Here is a 19,226-nt window from a genome sequence, read left to right as displayed (position 1 = left end):
CGGTCCGGGTGAGTGGATGGTCAGTCGTGTCCGGCGCCTCCGGAAGGATACGTAATTAACGGCTCAGGCACTACCAGAGGCACTCAGCGGTCGATTGTGGGCACGGAGCGTACCGAAAGCGGCCGCATGCGGCAGCATCCACGGTCGTCGTCGCGACCTGCAGCGGACCAGCCCGGCGGGCGATCCGGATCAGATGCCGACGAGATCGTCAAGGAAATGTGACAAACCTGGATTGAGGATCCGGGTCGAGCGGGAATACCAGGGTGAGAAGGAGGAACAACCATGTCGCCCATCGAGATCGTCCTCATCGCCGCCGTACTTCTCGTCGTGCTCGCGGCGCTCGCCCTGCTCGGGACCCGGTGGCGGCGGCGCCACGACCTGCGTGGCACCTTCGGTCCGGAGTACGACCGGGTCGTCGCCGAGCAGGACAGCCGCAGCGCCGCCGAGCGCGAGCTCCGGCAGCGGGAACGCCGGCACGCCGAGTTGACCCTGACCCCGTTGTCTGACACGTCCCGCGCCCGCTACGCCGCCGCCTGGGCCGACGTGCAGACCCGGTTCGTCGACGCGCCCGGCGCCGCAGTCGGCGACGCCGACGAACTGCTCACCCGGCTGATCGCCGAACTCGGCTACCCGACCGGGGACTACGACGAGCAGGTGGCTCAGCTCTCCGTGGAGCACGCCCGTACGCTCGGCAGGTACCGCGAGGCGCACGAGGTCCATCTGGCCAACGAGCGCGGGGAGGCGAGCACCGAGCAGTTGCGCCAGGCCGTGGTGCACTACCGGGCGCTCTTCGCCGAGCTGCTCGGTGAGGACCCCGTGCCCACCTCGACCCCGACCGAGCAAGCCTCGACCCCGACCGGACAAGCCTCGACCCCGACCGGACAAGCCTCGACCCCTACGGAAGCTTCGACCCGCTGAGGAGAGACACATGACCCGCACCGATCAGTGGCACGACGAACGTACCGAGGTCATCACCCCGCACGGCGGACCGGGCCGCCCGGCTCCCGGCCGCGACCACGACGGGTACGTGGACCCGGACCGCACCGAGGTCGTCTCCGGCGTGGCGACGCCCGAGCGGGACGAGCCGGTCCACCACGAGCCGGTCGAACAGCCGACCGCGTTCGGCGCCGCCACCGTCGGCGGCGCGGTCGCGGCCTCGGCGATGGCCGGCCCGGAGCGGCTACACGAGCCGCGCGACCCCAGCGACGACGACACCGTACAGGTGGGCGACGGCGGCGAACCGGAGCAGACCGGGCAGCCGGAGCCGACCGCCACCGCCGACCAGACGGCCGATCCGGGTTCTTCCCCGGCGGGGATCTTCGTGGCGGAACAGGCGGACGCGTTCCGGGACCGGTGGCGGGACGTGCAGCTGCGCTTCGTCGACGACCCGCACGCCGCGGCGGGCGAGGCACAGAACCTGGTGACCGAGGCCGTCGAGGCGGTCACCGCGGCGTTGACCGCGCAGCGCGACGAACTCGGCGGGTGGACCGACGCCGGTCCGGAGGACACCGAGCAACTGCGGATGGCGGTCCGCCGCTACCGGGACCTGCTGGACCGGGTGCTGTCGATCTGAGCCGTCGCCAGAACCCGACCTTGCCGACCTCTGCGACCTCCGGCGCCAGCTGCGCCGGAGGTCGCGCATTTCCGCCGGCCGACGCCCGCACATATTCGCCGCTGCCCCGGGTACCCGGTTCCTCGACGGCTTCCGACGGGAGGGGGGCAGCCATGACAGACCGGGACAATGCGATCGGCCGGGTGCCGCTGGAGGAAGAACCGGCAGTGGCCGCCGCGGTCGAGGACGACACCACGGTGCCGCTGCTGGTCACCGACCCGGACACCGAGCAGGACAGTCCGGACTTCCAGCCGCCGGCCGGCCAGTCCGGTCCGGCACGGGTACGGACCGGTGCCGAGCAGCCGTGGGACGCGGAGGACCTCGCGGTGGCCAAGGGCGGCGACGGCAGCCCGGAGCAGGTGGAGCGGGCGCGTCAGGAGCTGGAACACGACGGTGCCGCAGCGATCGAACGCACCGTGCCCTGACCTGCGCCGCGCCGTGACCAACTGACCCGCTGGGCGCTGACCCGCCCGGGTGGCAAAGGCCGAAATGGGGCGGGGCCCGGTGCCATGTCCGGCATCGGGCCCCGCTCAGTGTTACGTCCAGCCTTACGACAGCGGCGGGTACGCGTTCGCCATCAGCTCCTGGAACTGAGCCGAGAACCAGTGCCCGGAAACCGGCGCGTCCGGCAGGGCACCACTCATGTTGTTGTTGTTCCGCGGGTTACCCGTGTACGTCGGGTCACACATCCGGTCGAAACCCTTACCCTCGTCGTTCGGGATCTCCGAGCTCGAACCGTCCGACTCACCCGGCGGCTTGATCCACACGTACGCGTCGATACCCGAAGCGGGCGCCGCCGTCGGACGCTCACCCAGACCCGCACCCGACTGGTTACACCAGTTCCCCTTCTGGAACCGCCGGTCGATCCGCGACTCGTCCACCCGGGTGTCCACATCACCGGCACTGCTCGGACCGGTCGGACGGTCCGGACCGCCCCAACCGTTACGCGACGTGTCGATCAACATACCCACACCCGACGGGAACCCGGCCTGCACCAACCGCTGCCGGAACGCCTGCGCGAACGACAACTCGTCGTTGTAGTTGTTCCAGTCGATCCACGTCGACGGACGCGTCGTCGAGTCCACCGTGATGTACGGCTCCTCCAACGCCGAGTAGTTCGCCGTGTTCGTGATGAACCCGTGCACATCCGACGGCGACGCACCCGACGCGTTCGCCGCCTCAGCGATCAGATCCGCACTCGGCCCGAAGTTGTCCTCCCAGCCGATCCAACCGTGGTGCCCGGCGTCGATGTAGTTGTACACGTTCGGCACATCCGCCAACTGCGAAATCGCGTAACCGACACCCGTCACGTAGTTGCCGTTCGCCAACATCACGTCACACTCAGGCGTCGCCGTCGCCCGCGAACCCACATTCGTCACCAGGTTCGGCAGCGAGTCGATCTCGATCACCGCCACGATCCGCAGATTCCGGTACTCCGCCCGACCCACGATCTCCGCGATCGGATCAATGTAGTCGTCCCGGTACGCGTCGATCTCGTCCGGACCCAACTCACCGTTGGACGCCAACGCCGCGCAGTCCCGGCCCGGCAGGTTGTAGATCACCACCTGGAACACCAACGGACGGCTACCGTTCGCCGCGTCCTGCCGGACCGCCTCGTCCAGATGGTCAGCCAGACCCATGTCACCGGTCGTCGGGCTGTTGTTGCCGTAGATCGCGCTCGTACGGTCCAGCCACACACCCGTCGGCTCGTCCGCGATCCGGCTACCACCCGGCTCAGCCGCCGCGTTCGCACTCCAGATCGGGTTCACGTACACATCCGCACCCACGTACGGGTTGTCCACCCGCGGCCCACCCGTCGGCGGCGGAGACGTCGGCGGCACCGTGGTAGGCGGCAGCGTGGTGGGCGGCGGCGCGGTCGTGGGCGGCGGCGCGGTGGTCGGCGGCGGCGCGGTGGTGACCGGCGGCTGGCTCGTCGGCTGGGTGGTGCCGTTGCAGGCCACGCCATTGAGGCGGAACACCGTAGGGGCGGTGTTGGTGCCGGAGTAGCTCGCGTTGAATCCGGGGTTGACGCTGGCGTTGGTGCCCAGCGAGCCATTCCACGGGGCGTTGCGCAGGGTCACCCGGGTGCCGCTCTGGGTGAACTCACTGTTCCACGCCTGGGTGATCCGCTGGTTGCCGGAGTAGTCCCACTCCAGGGTCCAGTTGCTCAGCGGGTCACCGAGGTTGGTGACGGTCAGGTTGGCGGTAAATCCGGTGTTCCACTGGTTGACCGAGTAGTCGACACGACACCCGGCGGCGGCGCTGGCCTGCGTGGCCGCGACGACGAGCACACCGGAGCCGAGTACGACCGCGGCGGCCGCGGACAGCCCGCGACGCATCCGCGAGCGCCCAGCGCCGCGTAGTGGGTTCAGGTTCATGCGGAGTTGTCTCCTCGCGACATAACTGGTCACCGGCGCATCGGCCGGGACCCTGGTGAGGTCGGTGCACCACCTGTCGTCGGACGGACGACTCGGCGGTCGGATCGCCGGTCCGGAAACTCCGGTTGCCCTCGGCGAAACAGGTGTGCTTGGCTGGCTCCGCAGCGCCAATCGATCATCATCATGTCATGGGAACGCTCCCACCGCAACCGCCCGGAAACCTGCCGGTGACCATTCCCCGCTTGGTTCCCACCCGGCACGGCGCAGCGCGCACGCCCGGCACCACCTGATGCCGGCCCTGGTCGGACCGACCACGCAACAGCGGATGTGACCCAGCCCACTGACGTGCGCGGCGCCCGAAATAACCGGCATATCAGGTTGTTGACCCCCGGTGATGGACCGCTAGTCAGTCCGGGCGACTCGCGAACGGCCCCGCGTCGCCTGGTGTCCCGCACCCTCCCCCACCCCCCGGAGGACACCGGCATGTCCGTCTACGCCAACCCGCGCGTGCACCCGACCCCGGCAGCGCCGCACCCGATCCCGCCGCCGGCCCGACCCGGCCCGCACCTGCCGTCGGTGACCGTCGTCATCCCCACCATCAACGAAGAGCGGAACCTGCCGCACGTCTTCGCCCGGCTCCCCCGCGACGTCGACGAGGTCGTCGTCGTCGACGGCGGCTCGGTCGACCGTACGGTGCAGGTCGCCCGGGAACTCTGGCCGGCGGTGCGGATCGTCCAGCAGACCCGTACCGGCAAGGGCAACGCCCTCGCCTGCGGGTTCGCCGCCGCAACCAGCGACATCGTGGTGATGATCGATGCCGATGGGTCGACCGACCCGGCCGAGATCCCGCGCTTCGTCGCCGCGCTGCTCGCCGGAGCCGACTTCGCCAAGGGCTCCCGCTTCCGCGCCGGTGGCGGCAGCCACGACATCACCCCACTGCGCCGGCTCGGCAACGAAGGCCTCAACGGAATGGTCAACTTGCTGTTCGGCACCCGGTTCACCGACCTGTGCTACGGCTACAACGCCTTCTGGCGGCGGGTGGTCCCGACGCTGAACCTGCCCGACCCGGCCACCCCGGGACCTGCCGACGGCGGCAAGCTGTGGGGCGACGGCTTCGAGATCGAAACGTTGATCAACGTCCGGGTCGCCGCCCACGGGCTGCGGATCACCGAGGTGCCCAGCATCGAGCACCTGCGGATCCACGGCGAGAGCAACCTCGACACGGTGCGTGACGGCACTCGGGTGCTGCGCACCATCCTCAGTGAGTTCGGCCGCGAACGCCGACTGCGCCGGACCCGCCGCCGGCAGCACCGCCGGCAGCGGACCGCCGCCGTACCGGTGACCGTCGAGGAGGGCTGAGCGATGCGTCGACCGACCGTCAGCGTGGTGGTACCGACCCACCACCCGGACCGGCTCGCCGGGCTGCGTACCGCCGTCGAATCCGTCCGCCGGCAGGACCTCGAGCCGGCCGAGATCATCGTGGTGGTCGACCACCACCCGGCGCTCGCCGACCGGATCCGCCGGGAACTGCCCGCGGTGACCGTGCTCGGCAACGCGTACCAGCGGGGCGTCTCCGGCAACCGCAACACCGGTGCCCAGCACGCCGGCAGCGATCTGGTGGTGTTTCTCGACGACGACGTCGTCGCCCACCCCGGCTGGCTGACCGGACTGGTCGCCGCCTTCGCCGACCCGACGGTCGTCGGGGCCGGCGGCGCCATCGAACCCGCCTGGGAACGGCACCAGCCCGGCTGGTTCCCCGCCGAGTTCCGGTGGGCGGTCGGCGGCTCGTACGCCGGCCAGCCGGTCCGGCCCGGACCGGTGCGCAACGTCTGGTCGGCCAGCATGGCGGTACGCCGCGACGCGTTCCTCACCGCCGGCGGTTTCCGCACCGGCTTCGGCAAGGTCGGCAACCGGGCGCGGCCCGAGGACACCGAACTCTGCCTGCGGATGGCCGCGGTCACCGGCGGGCAGTGGTGGTACGTGCCGCAGGCGGTGATCTCGCACGGCGTACCCGTCCGACACAGCACCTTCCGTTACTTCCTGCGCCGCTGCCACGCCGAAGGCCGCGGCAAGATCATGATGGCCGGGCTACTCGACGGTGCGCCCAGCCTCGGCGCCGAGCAGGACTACCTGCGCCGTACGCTGCCCGCCGCGCTACTGCGAGAAATCGGCGCGGCCCTACGCGGGCGCGGCCACCGGCACGCCGCCCGGGCCGGCGCCATCCTCGCCGGCACCGCCGCCGCGGCCACCGGCGCGCTGACCGAACTCGCCAGCCGCACCACCCAGACTCCGTCCGCACCCCCACCGATCGGAGCCGCCTGATGAACCCGCGTACCTCCGTGCACTTCCCGGCCGGCACCGCGGACCGGATCCCGGCCACCGTCATCGACCTGGAAGTCACCGACCGGTTCCCGGACATCCCCGGGACCGACCCGGCCGGCCGCCGGGTGGAACGCGCCTGGCTGCTGGTCCGGCAGTTCACCCAGCCGATCGGCGCGCTGCTGCTCGACGTACCGCCGCACGGGCTGACCGCCGCGGACCTCGCCGCCGCCGTCGACCGGGAGATCCCCCCGGCCGGCCGGCCCGAACCCGGCTACCTGACCCGGCGGGCCGAGGTGCTCGAGGACGCGCCGCACATCACCGTGGTCGTCTGCACCCGGGAACGGCCCGCCGGGCTGGCCCGCACCCTGGACAGCGTGCTGGCCCAGCAGTACCCCCGGTTCCGGGTGCTGGTGGTGGACAACGCGCCGGTCAGCGACGCCACCGTCCGGGTGGTCGCCGCCCGCGCCGCCGACGGCGGCGGGGCGGCCGACGGCCACGGGGCACCGGTCGACTACGTCCGCGAACCCCGGCCCGGGCTGTCGCACGCCCGCAACCGGGCGCTGCGTGCCACCGTCGGCGAGATCGTCGCCTGGATCGACGACGACGAGGTGGCCGACCCGCACTGGCTCGCCGAGATCGCCCGCGCCCTGGCCGACCACCCGCAGGCCGACGCGGTCACCGGAGCCATCGTGCCGGCCGAACTCGCCACCGACGCGCAGCTGTGGTTCGAGCAGTACGGCGGGCACAGCAAGGGCCGTGGCTTCACGCCGGACGTGTTCTCCCCGGCCACCGCGCACCGGCAGAGCCCGCTCTACCCGCTGCCGCCGTTCGGCGCCGGCGGCAACATGGCCTTCCGACCCGGCGTGCTGGAGCGCATCGGCGGCTTCGACACCGCGCTCGGCGCCGGCACCCCCGCGATGGGCTCCGAGGACACCCTGGCCCTGATGCAGGTGCTGGTCGCCGACGGCACCGTCGCCTACCAGCCCAGCGCCCTGGTCTGGCACCACCACCGCCGCGACCTGGCCGGGCTGCGCAACCAGCTGGTCGGCTACGGCACCGGGCTGACCGCCGCCTACACCAGCCTGCTGCTGCGCGAACCTCGGCTGCTCGGACCGCTGCTGCGGCTCGCCCCGACCGCGCTGCGCGACACGTTCGGCGGCGGTGACGGGCAGCGGCTGGCCGGGCTGCGCGACGACTTCCCCCGCGAGCTGGTCGGCGCCAACCGGCGCGGGCTGCTCGCTGGGCCGGTCGCATACCTGCGCAGCCGGATGGCCGACCGGCGGCTGCGCCGTCGGATGCGGGGCTGGCCGTGACCGCCGCCGGCACGACCGTCCCGCCACCGGCGGTGGTGGTGGTGGTCCGCCGCCCGGCGCTGCTGCGCAGCGCGGCGGCGCTGATGACCTCCACGGTGGCCAGCGCCGCGCTCGGGTTCGTGTTCTGGGTGGTGGCCGCCCGCTGGTTCGCGCCGGAGGCGGTCGGCCGGGCGTCGGCGGCGGTGTCGGCGATGACACTGCTGGCCGGGCTCGCCCAACTCAACCTGATCAACCTGTACGCCCGGTTCCTGCCCGGTGCCGGCCGGCACACCCGCCCGCTGGTGCTCACCGGATACGCCGCATCGGCGGCGATGTCACTGCTGCTCAGCGGCGGGTTCCTGGCCCTCGGCATGGGCACCGGCATCATCGGCCCGGCACCGACGCAGCGGCTGTTCTTCGTCGCCGCGGTGGTCGGCACAGCGATCTTCTTCATCACCGACGGGGTGTTGACCGCGCTGCGGCGGGCCGGCAGCGTACCGGCGAAGAACGTGATCGCGTCCACCGCCAAGGTGGCGCTGCTGCCGCTGCTGGCCGGCACCGCCGCCGGCGACGGCATGCTGGTCGCCTGGTCGGTGCCGATGCTGGCGACCATGCTCGGGGTCAACTGGTGGGTGCTGGCCCGGCTCGCCCCGGCGCACGCCCGCACCGCACCGGCGGCACCGGCCCCGGCCCGGCGGGAGCTGCTCGGCTTCGCCTCCGCCGAGTACGTCAACGGGCTGCTCACCAACGCGGTCGCGTACCTGCCGCCGGTGCTGGTGGCCAGCGTGCTGGGCGCCACCGCCAGCGCCTACTTCTACATCCCGTGGGTGATCGGGGTGGCCGGCAGCACGCTGCTGTGGAACGTCGTCACCTCGTTCGTGGTCACCGCGTCCAGCGACGCGGCGGCGGCCCGGGCACATGTCGACCGGGCGGTCCTGCTGGTCGCCGCCGTAGTGCTGCCGGGTGCCGCCGTGCTCGCCGGGGCGGCCGGGCCGCTGCTGCGGCTGCTCGGCGGGCAGTACGCCGCCGAGGGCGCCGACACGCTACGGCTGATCGGGCTGTCGCTGCCGTTCACCGGGGTGATCCTGCTCTACTGCGCGTTCGCGATGATGGAGAAGCGGATGTGGCCGGTGGTGACCGTGCAGTCGGTCGGCATCGCCGCGTTTCTGCTGGTCAGCTGGGTCGGGTTGCCCCGGGTCGGAATCATCGCGCCGGCCGCCGCGCTGTGTATGGCACAGGCTGCGGTCGCGATCGTGCTGCTTCCCGGGCTGATCCGCCGCTACCGGGCCACCGGCGACGTGACGAACGCCCCGGCCTGGGCCCGACGTACCGCCGAGTCCGAGACCGTTACCGCCGACACCGGAGGTGCCGGATGACCGATCTCGCCCTGCGCCCCGTCCGCCCGTTCCTCGAGCCGGCGGCCGTGCCGGCCACGCCGGCTGTCGAGACCACACCGGCCGGTGTCGCCGGCCGGCGTGGCGACGCCGCACCCGCTGGCGACACTGCACCCGACCCGCGTGCCGGCCGGACCGGTCAGGCGTACACCGGTCTGATCGTCGCGGTCCTGGCGCTGCTCGGCCTGTCCGCCGGCGACCCGTGGCAGGCCCCGACCGCGGTCGCGTTCGCCGCCCTCGGCCCCGGTGCCGCGCTGCTCAGCCATCTTGCCGTCCGGCCGGCGGCGACCCGGTGGGCGACGACCGTACTGGCCAGCCTCGCCGGGTACGCGGCCGTGGCCACCGGATCGGTCTGGGCCGGCTGGTGGCAGCCCAGGTTGGCCGTCGGCACGATGGCGGTGGCGGTGGCTGCCGTCAGCGCCGCCGGCCTGCTCCGGGCCGCGCGGGCCGGCCACGGCCACGGTTCCCGCCCCGGGCCGGTCCGACGGTGGCCGCACGCCCGGCGGGCGGGCCTCGCCGGGCGGCCGGCTGTCGCACGGCGGCCGCTGCTGGCGCATGCCGTAGTGATCGGTGCGGCGTTGGCGCTGTGGTGGATCGCGATGTCCCGGACCGATGTGGCAGAGGTGGGTGGTTTCGGGCTGCTCGGCACCGTCAGTCCGATCTTCCTGGCCGCGCTGGCGCTCACCGTCGCCGGCTTCGTCGCCGCGCTGGCCGGGCTGCGTCCCACCGCCGACCGAACGGCCGGGCGCGGGCTGGCCGCCGCCGGCTACCTGGTGCTGCTGGTCGTGCTGCTGCACGGCACCACCCCGCTGCTGCTCGACCAACCGCAGTACGCCTGGACGTACAAGCACCTCGGGGTGATCGACCTCATCGCGGCCGGCAACCCGGTCGACGCCGCGACCGACATCTACCAGCAGTGGCCGGCGCTGTTCGCCGGTGCCGCTCAGCTCGGCGCGGCCGGTGGCATCGCCCCGGCGACGCTGGCCGACTGGTCGCCGGTCTTCTTCAACCTGGCCGCCGCCCCGGTGCTGTACGCCATCGCCCGTACCCTCGCCGACGACCGGCGGGTGGCGTACCTGACCGTGTTCGGGTTCTTCGCGGTCAACTGGGTGGAAGAGGACTACCTGTCCCCGCAGGCGTTCGGTTTCCTGCTCAGCCTCGGGGTGCTGCTGATCGTGCTGACCTGGCTGCGCTCGCCGGCCGGTGGCAGCGCATCGGACTGCCGCGATGGACCGGACCGCCGGGTCCGGGGCTGGGCGACAGTGGCGGCGTTGGCGCTGCTGGCCGTGCTCACCGCCGCCCACCAGCTGTCGCCGTACCTGGTGGTGGCGCAGGTGGCCGTGCTGGCCGCGCTGCGGCTGGTCCGGCCCCGCTGGCTGCCGCTGGCGATGGGCGCGGTCGTGCTCGGCTACCTGCTGCCCCGGTTCGGGTTCGTGTCGGAGGCGTTCGGCGTCTTCGACGGGTTCGACATCTTCGCCAATGCCGCCGGCAACGCCGAGAGCTGGGGTTCGACCGGGCAGGCGTTCTCGGCGATCGTGGTCCGTACGCTCGCGCTGACCGTCTGGGCGCTGACCGTGCTGGCGGTGCTGGCGTACCGGCGCCGGCTACGTACCGTGCTGGTGCCGGCGCTGCTGGCCGCCACGCCGTTCGTCCTGCTCGCGGCGCAGAGCTACGGCGGCGAGGCGATCTACCGGGTGTTTCTGTTCTCCGCGCCGTGGTGCGCCTTCCTGATCGCCCGCGCGGTTGTCGACCGGGCCGACCGCCGGCTCGACCGCGCCGACCAGCGTCGGGTTGGCCGGCGTCGGCGGTGGCTGGGGCCGGTCGCGGCGGTGGCGGTCGCGGCGGCACTCGGCGGCTTCGCCCTCGGTACGGTGCAGGGTCGGCACGGGCAGTTGGCCGTGGACCGGCAGACCGCCGACGAGGTGGCCGCCGCCCGCCAGCTGTACGCCGCCGCCGAGCCCGGCGCCACCATCGCGGTCGCCACGTCCAACTTTCCCAGTCGGCTGACGGCGGCGTACCCGCAGTTCAACACCGATGTGCCGGCCGGCGAGCCGGACCTGGTGGTCGGTGCGCAGTTGCGCGGCGCCGCGCTGGACGGCGAGCACCTGCCGGCGATCGAGCAGTTCCTCGGCTCGTTCACCGGCGACCCGGCGTACCTGGTGGTCAGCGACGGGATGCGGCGGCAGTCCGACTACTTCGGCTACTTCGCGCCCGGGTCGTTGGACCGTCTGGAGCGGTTGCTCGACGGCCGGGACGGCTGGTCGGTCTTCCAGCGCAGCGACGACGTCACCGTCTACCGGTACGCCGGGTGACGGTGCCGACGGCGGACGCCCCGCCGGGCGTCAGGCCGGAGCGTAACTGGCGACCCAGTCGATCTGCAGGTTGACCACGTCCGGTGTGGTCTCGTCCGGGCAGGCCTCCCAGGTGTGCCCGCAATACCACGCCTGGCTCTGCAGAGCCAGCGCCATCGGCTCGTCCGGCACCTGGTCGCCGGTGATTGTCGCCCACGGCTCGCCGTCCAGGGTGTAGACCAGCCGGTCCGGTGTCCATTCCAGACCGGCGGTGTGCCAGCGGGTGAAGTCACCGCCGACGTCATGCCCGATCCGGTCGCCGGTCACCGGATGCAGCACCCCGTACATCCGGTCCCGGCCCTTACCGTTGTCCTCGGCGATGTCGATCTCCGGCGGGTAGACGTTGTCGCCCGGCCAGAGCAGCAGCGCGTACGCGATCCCGGTGCCCTGGTCCATCCGGAACCGGATGTCGTACCGGCCGTAGCTGCGGGTCACCGCCCGCCGGTTGGACACCCCGCCGGTGACGTAGATGTTGCCCCGGCTGGCTTCCCGCCAGCCGCCGATGGTGAGCATGCCGGCTCCGACCGACACGTGGCCGGGGTCGAACCAGCCGCCCGGATCACCGTCCGGCTGTCCGGAGTAGGCGAACCAGTCGTCGCTCAGCTCGGTGCCGTCGAAGTCGTCGACGAAGATCTGCCGCCAGCCGGGCAGATCACCGGTGGGCAGGGCGATCCCGGACGGATTCATGGTCCGGTCGCCGCCGGCCGTGGTGGGCGGCGGCCCGGCCGGCGGCGGTCCATCAGCGGAGTCCGGCTGGCCGGTCCCGTCAGGCTGGCCGGGCTGACTGGTCTGGTCGGGCTGGTCCGGCTGGTAGGCGCGGTGCTGCAGCAGCGGGACCAGCACACCGAGGGTCAGTACCAGCGCGGCGAGGCCGGCGGCGACCGCGAGGGGGCCGCCGCGCCGCCGCCAGGGGCGGGCCGTCACGTGAGCTGCCGGCCGGCCCGCCGGGCCACCCGCCGGGTCAGTCGCCAGGCGGGCTGGGCCAGTCGCTTGGCCTGCGGCACCATCCGGGGCCCGCCGGTGCGGACCAGGTCGAGCAGTGCGGCACCGTCGTGGTCACCGGTGGGCAGCAGCCGGGGTACGGCGAGCCGCCGGTCGCCCGGCCGGTACCGCCGTCGGCCCACCTCGCACGCGTTGTCGTGCCCGGCCCGGCGGACCGCCGCCCGGACCCGCCAGTCGTGGTAGCCGTGCGGGTAGCAGAACGACCGGACCGGGGTGCCGAACCGCTGTTCTAGACGGTCCCGGGCGACGACGATCTCTTCCGCCGCCCGCTGCGGCGGCAGGACATCGAGCGGATGGTGCAGCAGACCGTGTGAGCCGATCTCGACCCGGCCCGATCCGGCCACCTCGTCCAACTGGGTCCAGTCCAGCAGCGGGCCGAACTCGTCGGCCCACTGGCCCAGCCAGTCGGCGTACTGCCCGAGGTGCCCGACCGACGGGTAGAGGGTGGCCCGGGCGTTCGCGGCATCCAGCAGCGGCAGCGCCCGGGTGAGGAAGTCGGCGTACCCGTCGTCGAAGGTGAGCGCGACCATCGACGGAGCCGGCCGGTTGCGGTCGATCGCCGCGTCGTCGAGCAGGTCGAGCGCCTCGCTGAGGCCGACCATCCGGTAGCCGGCGTCGGCGAGCGCGGCGAGTTGCTCGGCGAACCGGGTCGGTCCGACGGCGAGTGACCGCAGCGGCCCTCGGGCCGCAGTAGAGATCGAGTGGTACATCAGCACGGGCAGCACCGGTCGCACGGCGCTCGGGCGTGCCGTGGAGCTGTACGCCAGAGGCTCGGACCCGGTCATCCGGGCTGTCTACCCGGCCTACGCGGGGCAAACCTGCTTCTCGCCCCTTGCTCCTTGTCGCCGCCCCTGCTCCTTGTCGCCGGCCGTGCTCGGCTGCGACCGCCGAACCGGCCGTGGCTGAACTGACTGGGGTCGGAGTTCGCCAGGGCAGCCACGGCCGGTGGTCGTTGGTCCGGCACTGGGGAGCATTGGACCAGCTGGAACAGCCGTGAAACTTCCGGGATCTGTCCGGTATTTTCGGCTGTTCTGTCGGTCAGGCTACGGCCGGACGGTACAGCGGTCAATCAATGCCGAGGGTTACCAGGGTGCTGTCCAGTGGACGGTCCCGGGGCGGTCATCGGCGTGTTGGCACCGCGAGGCCGAGAGTCGCCCGGACCGCGTCGTATGCCGGCTTCGGCTGGTACTCCTCGTCCAGGATGTTCGCCGCACCTTCGCCGTCGAACCAGTCCGGTACCCAGGAGTACTTGTCGGTGAAGCCCCAGAAGGTGAACGAGTTGCACCGGTCCGCCAACAGGCAACCCTGCAGCAGGGTGTTGTAGCCCTGTGCCTGCGACTGCAGCTTGATCACGTCGGTCGGCATCGGCATCCGGACGTCCGCCTCGGTCACTGCGGTCTCCAACCCCAGCGCCTCGAACCGGCGCAGGTTCTCGGCGACGGCGGTTGCCGACCAGAAGCCGTACTGGATCCCGAGATGGCCCTGGATCCCCATGCCGTGCACCGGAACCCGTTGCCGGCGCAGCTCCCGCACCAGGTCGTAGTAGGCGGTGCTCTTCGCGCTGATGCCCTCCACGTTGTAGTCGTTGAGGAACAGCTTCGCGGTGGGGTCGGCCCGGTGCGCCCAGCGGAACGCGTCGGCGATGTAGGACGGACCGAGCTCCCGCAGCCAGATCGAGTCCCGCAGCTCGGCGTTGTCATCGAAGATCTCATTGGCCACGTCCCACTGGTGGATCCGGCCCTTGAAGTGGCGGACCGTCTCGGTGACGTGCTCGCGCAGGATCTGCCGCAGCTCGGCGGCGTCGATCTCACCGGACTCGACGCCCTCGGTCAGCCAGGCCGGGTTCTGGTTGTGCCAGACCAGGACGTGCCCACGGACGACCTGCTTGTTGCGGCGGGCGAAGTCGACCAGTTCGTCGGCGGGCCCGTAGTCGCGCTCGCCCCGCACCGGCTCGAGCGTCTCCCACTTCATCACGTTCTCGGCGGTGACGCTGGAGAACTCGGTGGCGATCCGGTCGCGGTAGGTCTCGTCCTCGGCCAACGCAGTCATGTTGACCGCGGTGCCGACCTGCAGCTTGTTCCACTTGGCCAGGCCGCGCAGGGACTGGTCGGTGACGGGTGGGCCGCCGGCGGGCGGACGGCCGGAGTGGGAGGTCGCGGAAGCGCTGGCACCAACCGTAGCCATCATGGCTACGGAGAGTACGCCAGCGGCGAGTATGCGGGTCGCCTTCATGGCATCCTTCCGGGACGGTGCGGCGGAAGCACCCGGGACGACGAGGCCGAAAAGCCCCCGAAACCAGGACGGTGGTTTCCGGAATACTTCCGTAAGTTGATTGGAACCTATGGCCGCCGGAGGCCATAGTCAACCCTGGATGCGAAGGTGGCAGGCCGGGCAGGCCGGAGGGTGGCAGGCCGGGCAGGCCGGAGGACGCCGTCAGGCGGCGGAGTGCGACCAGATGGTCAGTCGACCCAGCCACACTTGCGGGAGAACCGCAGCAGGTGGCCACGCAACTCGACGATCTGCGCACCGGTGAGGTAGGGCGCGTCGGACAGCAGCAGCTCAGTGATCCGCTGCAGGTACTCCGGCTCGGAGAAGATCTCGCAGAGCTCGTCGTCGCCGCCCTCGCCGGAGGTGCCCGCCGCCCGGCTGACCACGCCCCCGGTGGGAGCGGTGGCATCATCGATGATCTCGACGTCGTACGCCTTGGGACCGCGACCGCCGTCGATCACCTTGAACGACACCCGGGTGCCGGTCGCCACCCGGATGCCACGTTGCGTGAGCTCACCGGCGTGCACGAAGACGTCGTCGCCACCGTCGTCCGGGGCGATGAAACCGTAGCCACGCCCCTCGTCGAACCTGACCACCCGGCCGGCACCCATACCGCAGCCTCCTCACCGACCCCGTTCGCGACCGCTACGGCACCCAACCAATGGGCACCCCAGACCACGGCACCCCGGACCACCACTACCACGACCGCAACCGACACGTACCCGGCACCATACCAAGCGCAGGCATGGATGCCGGGTACGTATCGTCACACGGGTGCCGGCCCGGTCAGCTCGCCGTGCAACTCACCGCAGGTGTGCCGTTGGTGCCGTTCCACGAGCCCAGGAAGCCGAAGCTGGTGCTCGCCCCAGGGCCGAGCGCCCCGTTGTAGGCCACGTTCCGGGCGGTGACTGAGGCCCCCTGGCTGGTGACGGTGGCGTTCCACGCCTGGCTGACCGTCTGACCGTCGGTGAAGGTCCAGCTCACCGTCCAGTTGCTGATCGGTGCGGACCCGGCGGTCACCCGCACCTCACCCTGGAAACCGCCCGGCCACTGGCTGGTCACCGAGTACGTCGCCGTACAGGCCGATCCGGGGGGCGCCGTGGTCGGCGGCGGCGCGGTCGTGGGCGGCGGTGGGGTGGTTGGGGGCGGCGTCGTCGGGGGCGGAGTGGTCGGGGGCGGCGTCGTCGGCGGCGGGGTGGTCGGGGGTGCGGTCGTCGGCGGCGGTGTGGTGGTCGGTCCGCCCCAGCCGGCCGTGGAGTCCAACCAGGCCGCCCGCTGCAGCATCCAGTCCCGCATGTAGTCGACCTGGCCGCGCCAGGTCGGCGCGGTCGGGGTGAAGAAGAACCCGATCATCGGTGAGGTCAGGTTCGGCCACCGCTGGAAGTTGCGCTGCGCACCGTTGGTCAGCGGTGCGGCCAGGGCGTCGATCCGGGCCCGCAGCGACGCGTCGGAGAGCAGGCCGCGCCGCAACGACTGCCAGCGCAGCCGGACCTCGTTGACGAACGCCGGGTCGCGCATCAACTGGTTGAACCAGTCGTTCGCCACCGGCTGGCGGGTTTGCTGGTACTGCCAGCCGGCGGTCTGGTCGTTCTGGAAGAAGCCACCGACGCCGAAGGTCAGGTCGTAGTCCCACAGCGGCCCGGCGAAGATCTTCGTGTCGCGGTCCTTGTAGAAGTAGGCGCTGCGGATGTACGCGTCCATCTCCCGGCTGAGCTCGTTGAGGATCATCTGGTCGATGAACGTGCCGACCTCGATGTACGCCCGGTAGCCGGTGTCCGGGTCGGCGAAGTTGGGTGCCCGCAGCACATCGTGGAATTCCTGCAGATAGCCGCGCAACCAGTCGGCCTGCTCGGGCTGCAACGGGTCAGGGTCGGCTACCTCCAGGTAGTTCCAGCAGGTGGCGGCCGGCCCGGTGCAGGGCAGCGTCGGCTCCTCGGCGGCCATCCACTCGAACTTCCAGATGTAGCCACCGGTGATCTTCGGCAGCGTCAGGTCGTCCTCGTCGAGTTGCTTGAGGTCGAGCCGCTCCTTCGAGTTCTTGATCGTCTCGACGATCATGTAGACGCCCATGTAGTCGTCGTCACCGACCGGCGTGGCGTCGGTGTTCCGGTAGAACTCCACGAAGCGGTAGCGCGGGGCGTACAGACCCATCTCCCGGCCCAGGTCGTAGACGAGCGCCTCGCGGATCAGCGACTTGTCCGGGAAGGGGCCGCGCAGCACCCAGTCCGACTGGGCGGGCATGCCGAGCACCGGGTAGTCGGCGTCATCGTCGTCGTTGTCCCAGAACTCGATCCGGTACGGGGTCTTCTCGAACGTCGACGACGACTGGCCACGCAGCCGGAAACCGGCCCGGGTGGCGACCGCCGGGGCGCCGTCCAGCGCCGTCGTACCACTGCCCGGGTCGAAGATCATCAGGGACGAGTCGAAGTACTCTCGGGCGGGGAGGCCGGCACCGTACGTGTCGACGACGACCACCGGCAGGTCGTGATTGGTGGTGACGGCGCGGGCGACGTACATCGCGGTGCCGGGTTCACCGGAAGCCACGCCGCCGACGAACGCCTGAGCCCGCAGCTGGGTGGTGCCGGTGAAGCGCAGCGCGTTCCCGGAGTAGAGCGTGGACTGTGCGGTCGGCAGCTGGCCGTTGGTGGTGTAACGGATCTGCGCGCCGCTGACCGTGGTGCTCAACGACACCGCGACCTCGCCTTGGAAGGTGCCGCTGGGCACCGAGAACTGGATGTCGCCGACCAGGTCCTCGGCCGCGTCGGCTGCCGCGATCTGGTCGACCACGGCGAGCGGTCCGCGGCCGGTCCTGTCGCTGGCTGCACCCGGGTCGCTGCCGGTGCCCCGGTCGCTGCCGGCGACGGGTTCGGCGCCGGCCGGCGGTGAGTGGGAGACGAGCAGCCCGGCGACCAGAGTGGCCGCGACCGCGACTCCCACGGCGCGGACGGCCGCCGTCGCGGCCCGGGTGCTATGGACGGTCAGACGCACGATGCCTCCTGTTCGATGTGGCGTACGACGGTCGGCGTCAGGTGCGTCGCCGAGCCCGGCGGCCGGCCTGACGACGCAGAGATGCCGCAGAAGTGCCGACGCAGGGTGCGCCGCCACGGGCCGTCCGGCAGGTCCGGCCGTAGCGCGGCCAGGCCGGTGGCGTACTTGGAGATGCGCATCGGTCGGATGCCGCCGCGCCACAGCAGCCGGTCGGCGGCCGCAGCCGCCGCGCTCGACTTCGTCTCGACGACGGCGACCTGCGGCAGCGTCAGGCTCGCCGACCCGCACTGCCAGCACAGCTCGGTGTCGATGGTGACCCGGCTGAAGCGCTGGCTGGTGGTGGCCGGCAGCAGCAGCGTGCTGCGCCGGTAGCTGGTGACCAGGGTCGGGGCGAAGTCGCCGTCCGCCGGGATGGCCTCCCGGGAGAGCACCTCGTCGACGAACTCACGGCCGGGACCGACCGTGCCGCGGTCCTGCGACAGGTACGGCAGTCGATGCTTGGTGATGCTGTCCCGGGCACCGTTGATCTTGACTTCGAGCCAGCAGTCGCCGGAGTCGAGGTAGGTACGGGTGCGCACCTTGAACCGCCGACGACGGCGGTAGGCGGCGCAGTGGTAGCTGGCCAGCCAGGGCGTGTCGAAGTAGACCGACTCGTAGCGGAACGACCGCTCCGCGTCGATGTCCAGCACCCGGGTGCCGGCGGGCAGCTGGCTCAGCAACGACGGCAGTGCGGTCAGCGGCACGACGTACTTGCGGTCCACCCGGGTCTGCAACGCGGCACACTCGATCAGCTCGGCCAGGTCGACCGGAGGCATCTCGCCGAGCGCGGCGGCGATCGCGAGCGTCGTCATCGGCCCGCTCCCGCCGCAGCCGGAGCACCCGCCGTGGCCGGAGCGGCCCGCCGCCCGGCCAGCGAGTACCGTACGTCCACGATGGTCGTCTCGTTGACCAGGTCGAGCCGTTGGATGGTGGCGCCGTGCACCCGGGCGCCGAGCAGTTGCTCCAGCTGCGCGATCAGGGCGACCTGGTCGGTGACCGCCGAGTCGAGCACCATGATCTGGTGGCGGTAGTGCCGCAGCAGCCGTGGGTGGTCGCCGAGGAACATCACCGCCAGGATGAGGGCCATCAGTCCGGCGCTGAGCCAGACCGAGGTGGTGCTCAACGCGCCGAGGATGCCCAGCGCCAGGGCGGAGAAGTAGTAGGCGACCTCGTGCTGGTCCAGCTCCGTCGAGCGCAGGCGGATGATCGACAGTACGCCGAACAGCGCGAGCCCGAGGCCGAGCCCGGCGCCGACGTTGCTGGCGCTCAACGCACTCGCCACCGCCAGGACGCCGACGTTGACCCCGAGGTAGGCCACGACGAGGTCCCGACGACGATGGCGCGGGAAGTAGAGCCCGAAGACGAGCAGCGCCACGGCGCCGATGTCGATCGCGAACAGGACGAGCTGCGTCATCTCGTTCGTTCCTCCTGGGGTCGCCGTCGAGGGGGCGGCGGCGGATCGGCGCATGCGGCAGCGCATTGCGCGTACGGCAGCCGAACACCCTCAAAACTTCCGGTAAACTTTCGGGAACTCTTCCGAAACGGTAGCCATGACATTGATGTACGTCAATGCCGTAGGT

The 19,226-nt window shown here is 71.6% G+C and carries 16 protein-coding genes; 8 read left to right on the top strand and 8 right to left on the bottom strand.

The window, feature by feature from the left end:
- Positions 1-282 precede the first annotated feature (282 nt).
- From ACN27J_RS30020 to ACN27J_RS30010, 3 genes are all read left to right on the top strand, one after another.
- Positions 283-918 (top strand): hypothetical protein, encoded by a 636-nt coding sequence (locus tag ACN27J_RS30020; RefSeq protein WP_421371394.1) that lies wholly within the window; start codon positions 283-285, stop codon positions 916-918.
- Between the two features lie 10 nt (positions 919-928).
- Positions 929-1,573, top strand: coding sequence for a hypothetical protein (locus tag ACN27J_RS30015; protein WP_421371392.1), 645 nt, complete (start codon positions 929-931; stop codon positions 1,571-1,573).
- Between the two features lie 152 nt (positions 1,574-1,725).
- On the top strand, positions 1,726-2,037 hold the full coding sequence (locus tag ACN27J_RS30010; protein ID WP_421371390.1) for a hypothetical protein: 312 nt from the start codon (positions 1,726-1,728) through the stop codon (positions 2,035-2,037).
- 123 nt (positions 2,038-2,160) lie between these two features.
- Here the strand turns inward: ACN27J_RS30010 and ACN27J_RS30005 are convergent, their stop codons facing one another.
- A complete protein-coding gene (locus ACN27J_RS30005; RefSeq protein WP_421371388.1) occupies positions 2,161-3,990 on the bottom strand; it encodes a glycoside hydrolase family 6 protein in 1,830 nt (609 codons plus the stop codon).
- A 483-nt stretch (positions 3,991-4,473) separates the two neighbouring features.
- Between ACN27J_RS30005 and ACN27J_RS30000 the strand changes: the two genes are divergently transcribed.
- Genes ACN27J_RS30000 through ACN27J_RS29980 form a run of 5 tightly spaced genes read left to right on the top strand, consistent with a single transcriptional unit; the run spans position 4,474 to position 11,310 of the window.
- Positions 4,474-5,349, top strand: coding sequence for a glycosyltransferase family 2 protein (locus ACN27J_RS30000; RefSeq protein WP_421371386.1), 876 nt, complete (start codon positions 4,474-4,476; stop codon positions 5,347-5,349).
- Positions 5,350-5,352: 3 nt separating this feature from the next.
- On the top strand, positions 5,353-6,312 hold the full coding sequence (locus ACN27J_RS29995) for a glycosyltransferase family 2 protein (protein ID WP_421371384.1): 960 nt from the start codon (positions 5,353-5,355) through the stop codon (positions 6,310-6,312).
- Positions 6,312-7,625, top strand: coding sequence for a glycosyltransferase (locus ACN27J_RS29990; RefSeq protein WP_421371382.1), 1,314 nt, complete (start codon positions 6,312-6,314; stop codon positions 7,623-7,625). Before ACN27J_RS29995 ends, ACN27J_RS29990 begins: the two co-directional genes overlap by 1 nt.
- Entirely contained in the window at positions 7,622-8,980 is a 1,359-nt protein-coding gene (locus tag ACN27J_RS29985) for a lipopolysaccharide biosynthesis protein (RefSeq protein WP_421371379.1), read from the top strand. Before ACN27J_RS29990 ends, ACN27J_RS29985 begins: the two co-directional genes overlap by 4 nt.
- Complete coding sequence (locus ACN27J_RS29980; RefSeq protein WP_421371377.1) at positions 8,977-11,310, top strand: hypothetical protein; 2,334 nt, start codon at positions 8,977-8,979, stop codon at positions 11,308-11,310. Before ACN27J_RS29985 ends, ACN27J_RS29980 begins: the two co-directional genes overlap by 4 nt.
- Positions 11,311-11,340: 30 nt before the next feature.
- Here the strand turns inward: ACN27J_RS29980 and ACN27J_RS29975 are convergent, their stop codons facing one another.
- The 7 genes from ACN27J_RS29975 to ACN27J_RS29945 form a co-directional block, all read right to left on the bottom strand.
- Positions 11,341-12,273, bottom strand: a complete 933-nt coding sequence (locus tag ACN27J_RS29975; protein WP_421371374.1) for a glycoside hydrolase family 16 protein — start codon at positions 12,271-12,273, stop codon at positions 11,341-11,343.
- Positions 12,270-13,136 carry a polysaccharide deacetylase family protein gene (locus ACN27J_RS29970; protein ID WP_421371372.1) on the bottom strand — a complete coding sequence of 289 codons (867 nt, stop codon included), beginning with the start codon at positions 13,134-13,136 and terminating at the stop codon, positions 12,270-12,272. The genes ACN27J_RS29975 and ACN27J_RS29970 overlap by 4 nt, the downstream gene beginning before the upstream one ends.
- A gap of 334 nt (positions 13,137-13,470) precedes the next feature.
- Positions 13,471-14,538, bottom strand: a complete 1,068-nt coding sequence (locus ACN27J_RS29965; protein ID WP_421371370.1) for an endo-1,4-beta-xylanase — start codon at positions 14,536-14,538, stop codon at positions 13,471-13,473.
- A gap of 272 nt (positions 14,539-14,810) precedes the next feature.
- Positions 14,811-15,230, bottom strand: a complete 420-nt coding sequence (locus tag ACN27J_RS29960) for a cold-shock protein (protein ID WP_278167532.1) — start codon at positions 15,228-15,230, stop codon at positions 14,811-14,813.
- 175 nt (positions 15,231-15,405) lie between these two features.
- Positions 15,406-17,607, bottom strand: a complete 2,202-nt coding sequence (locus ACN27J_RS29955; protein ID WP_421371368.1) for a CotH kinase family protein — start codon at positions 17,605-17,607, stop codon at positions 15,406-15,408.
- The gene (locus ACN27J_RS29950) at positions 17,598-18,458 is read right to left on the bottom strand and encodes a polyphosphate polymerase domain-containing protein (protein WP_421371366.1); all 861 of its coding nucleotides are present in this window, start codon (positions 18,456-18,458) and stop codon (positions 17,598-17,600) included. Before ACN27J_RS29950 ends, ACN27J_RS29955 begins: the two co-directional genes overlap by 10 nt.
- Positions 18,455-19,060: a DUF4956 domain-containing protein gene (locus ACN27J_RS29945; protein WP_416597632.1), complete on the bottom strand. Its 606-nt coding sequence runs from the start codon at positions 19,058-19,060 to the stop codon at positions 18,455-18,457. The genes ACN27J_RS29950 and ACN27J_RS29945 overlap by 4 nt, the downstream gene beginning before the upstream one ends.
- Between the last annotated feature and the right edge of the window lie 166 nt (positions 19,061-19,226).

The organism is Solwaraspora sp. WMMB762 (genome assembly GCF_049179115.1).
In the GTDB taxonomy this organism is placed as follows: Bacteria; Actinomycetota; Actinomycetes; order Mycobacteriales; family Micromonosporaceae; genus Micromonospora_E.
The sequence above is the reverse complement of the archived record's forward strand: the minus strand, read 5'-3'. Positions and strand labels throughout refer to the sequence as shown.

Bases quoted from the DNA above. Each gene is read 5' to 3' on its own strand.
- ACN27J_RS30000 (WP_421371386.1), top strand. From the start codon at position 4,474: ATGTCCGTCTACGCCAACCCGCGCGTGCACCCGACCCCGGCAGCGCCG.
- ACN27J_RS29965 (WP_421371370.1), bottom strand. From the start codon at position 14,538: ATGATGGCTACGGTTGGTGCCAGCGCTTCCGCGACCTCCCACTCCGGC.
- ACN27J_RS29945 (WP_416597632.1), bottom strand. From the start codon at position 19,060: ATGACGCAGCTCGTCCTGTTCGCGATCGACATCGGCGCCGTGGCGCTG.
- ACN27J_RS29970 (WP_421371372.1), bottom strand. From the start codon at position 13,136: ATGACCGGGTCCGAGCCTCTGGCGTACAGCTCCACGGCACGCCCGAGC.
- ACN27J_RS30020 (WP_421371394.1), top strand. From the start codon at position 283: ATGTCGCCCATCGAGATCGTCCTCATCGCCGCCGTACTTCTCGTCGTG.
- ACN27J_RS30005 (WP_421371388.1), bottom strand. From the start codon at position 3,990: ATGAACCTGAACCCACTACGCGGCGCTGGGCGCTCGCGGATGCGTCGC.
- ACN27J_RS29960 (WP_278167532.1), bottom strand. From the start codon at position 15,230: ATGGGTGCCGGCCGGGTGGTCAGGTTCGACGAGGGGCGTGGCTACGGT.
- ACN27J_RS29950 (WP_421371366.1), bottom strand. From the start codon at position 18,458: ATGACGACGCTCGCGATCGCCGCCGCGCTCGGCGAGATGCCTCCGGTC.
- ACN27J_RS30015 (WP_421371392.1), top strand. From the start codon at position 929: ATGACCCGCACCGATCAGTGGCACGACGAACGTACCGAGGTCATCACC.
- ACN27J_RS29980 (WP_421371377.1), top strand. From the start codon at position 8,977: ATGACCGATCTCGCCCTGCGCCCCGTCCGCCCGTTCCTCGAGCCGGCG.
- ACN27J_RS29995 (WP_421371384.1), top strand. From the start codon at position 5,353: ATGCGTCGACCGACCGTCAGCGTGGTGGTACCGACCCACCACCCGGAC.
- ACN27J_RS30010 (WP_421371390.1), top strand. From the start codon at position 1,726: ATGACAGACCGGGACAATGCGATCGGCCGGGTGCCGCTGGAGGAAGAA.
- ACN27J_RS29990 (WP_421371382.1), top strand. From the start codon at position 6,312: ATGAACCCGCGTACCTCCGTGCACTTCCCGGCCGGCACCGCGGACCGG.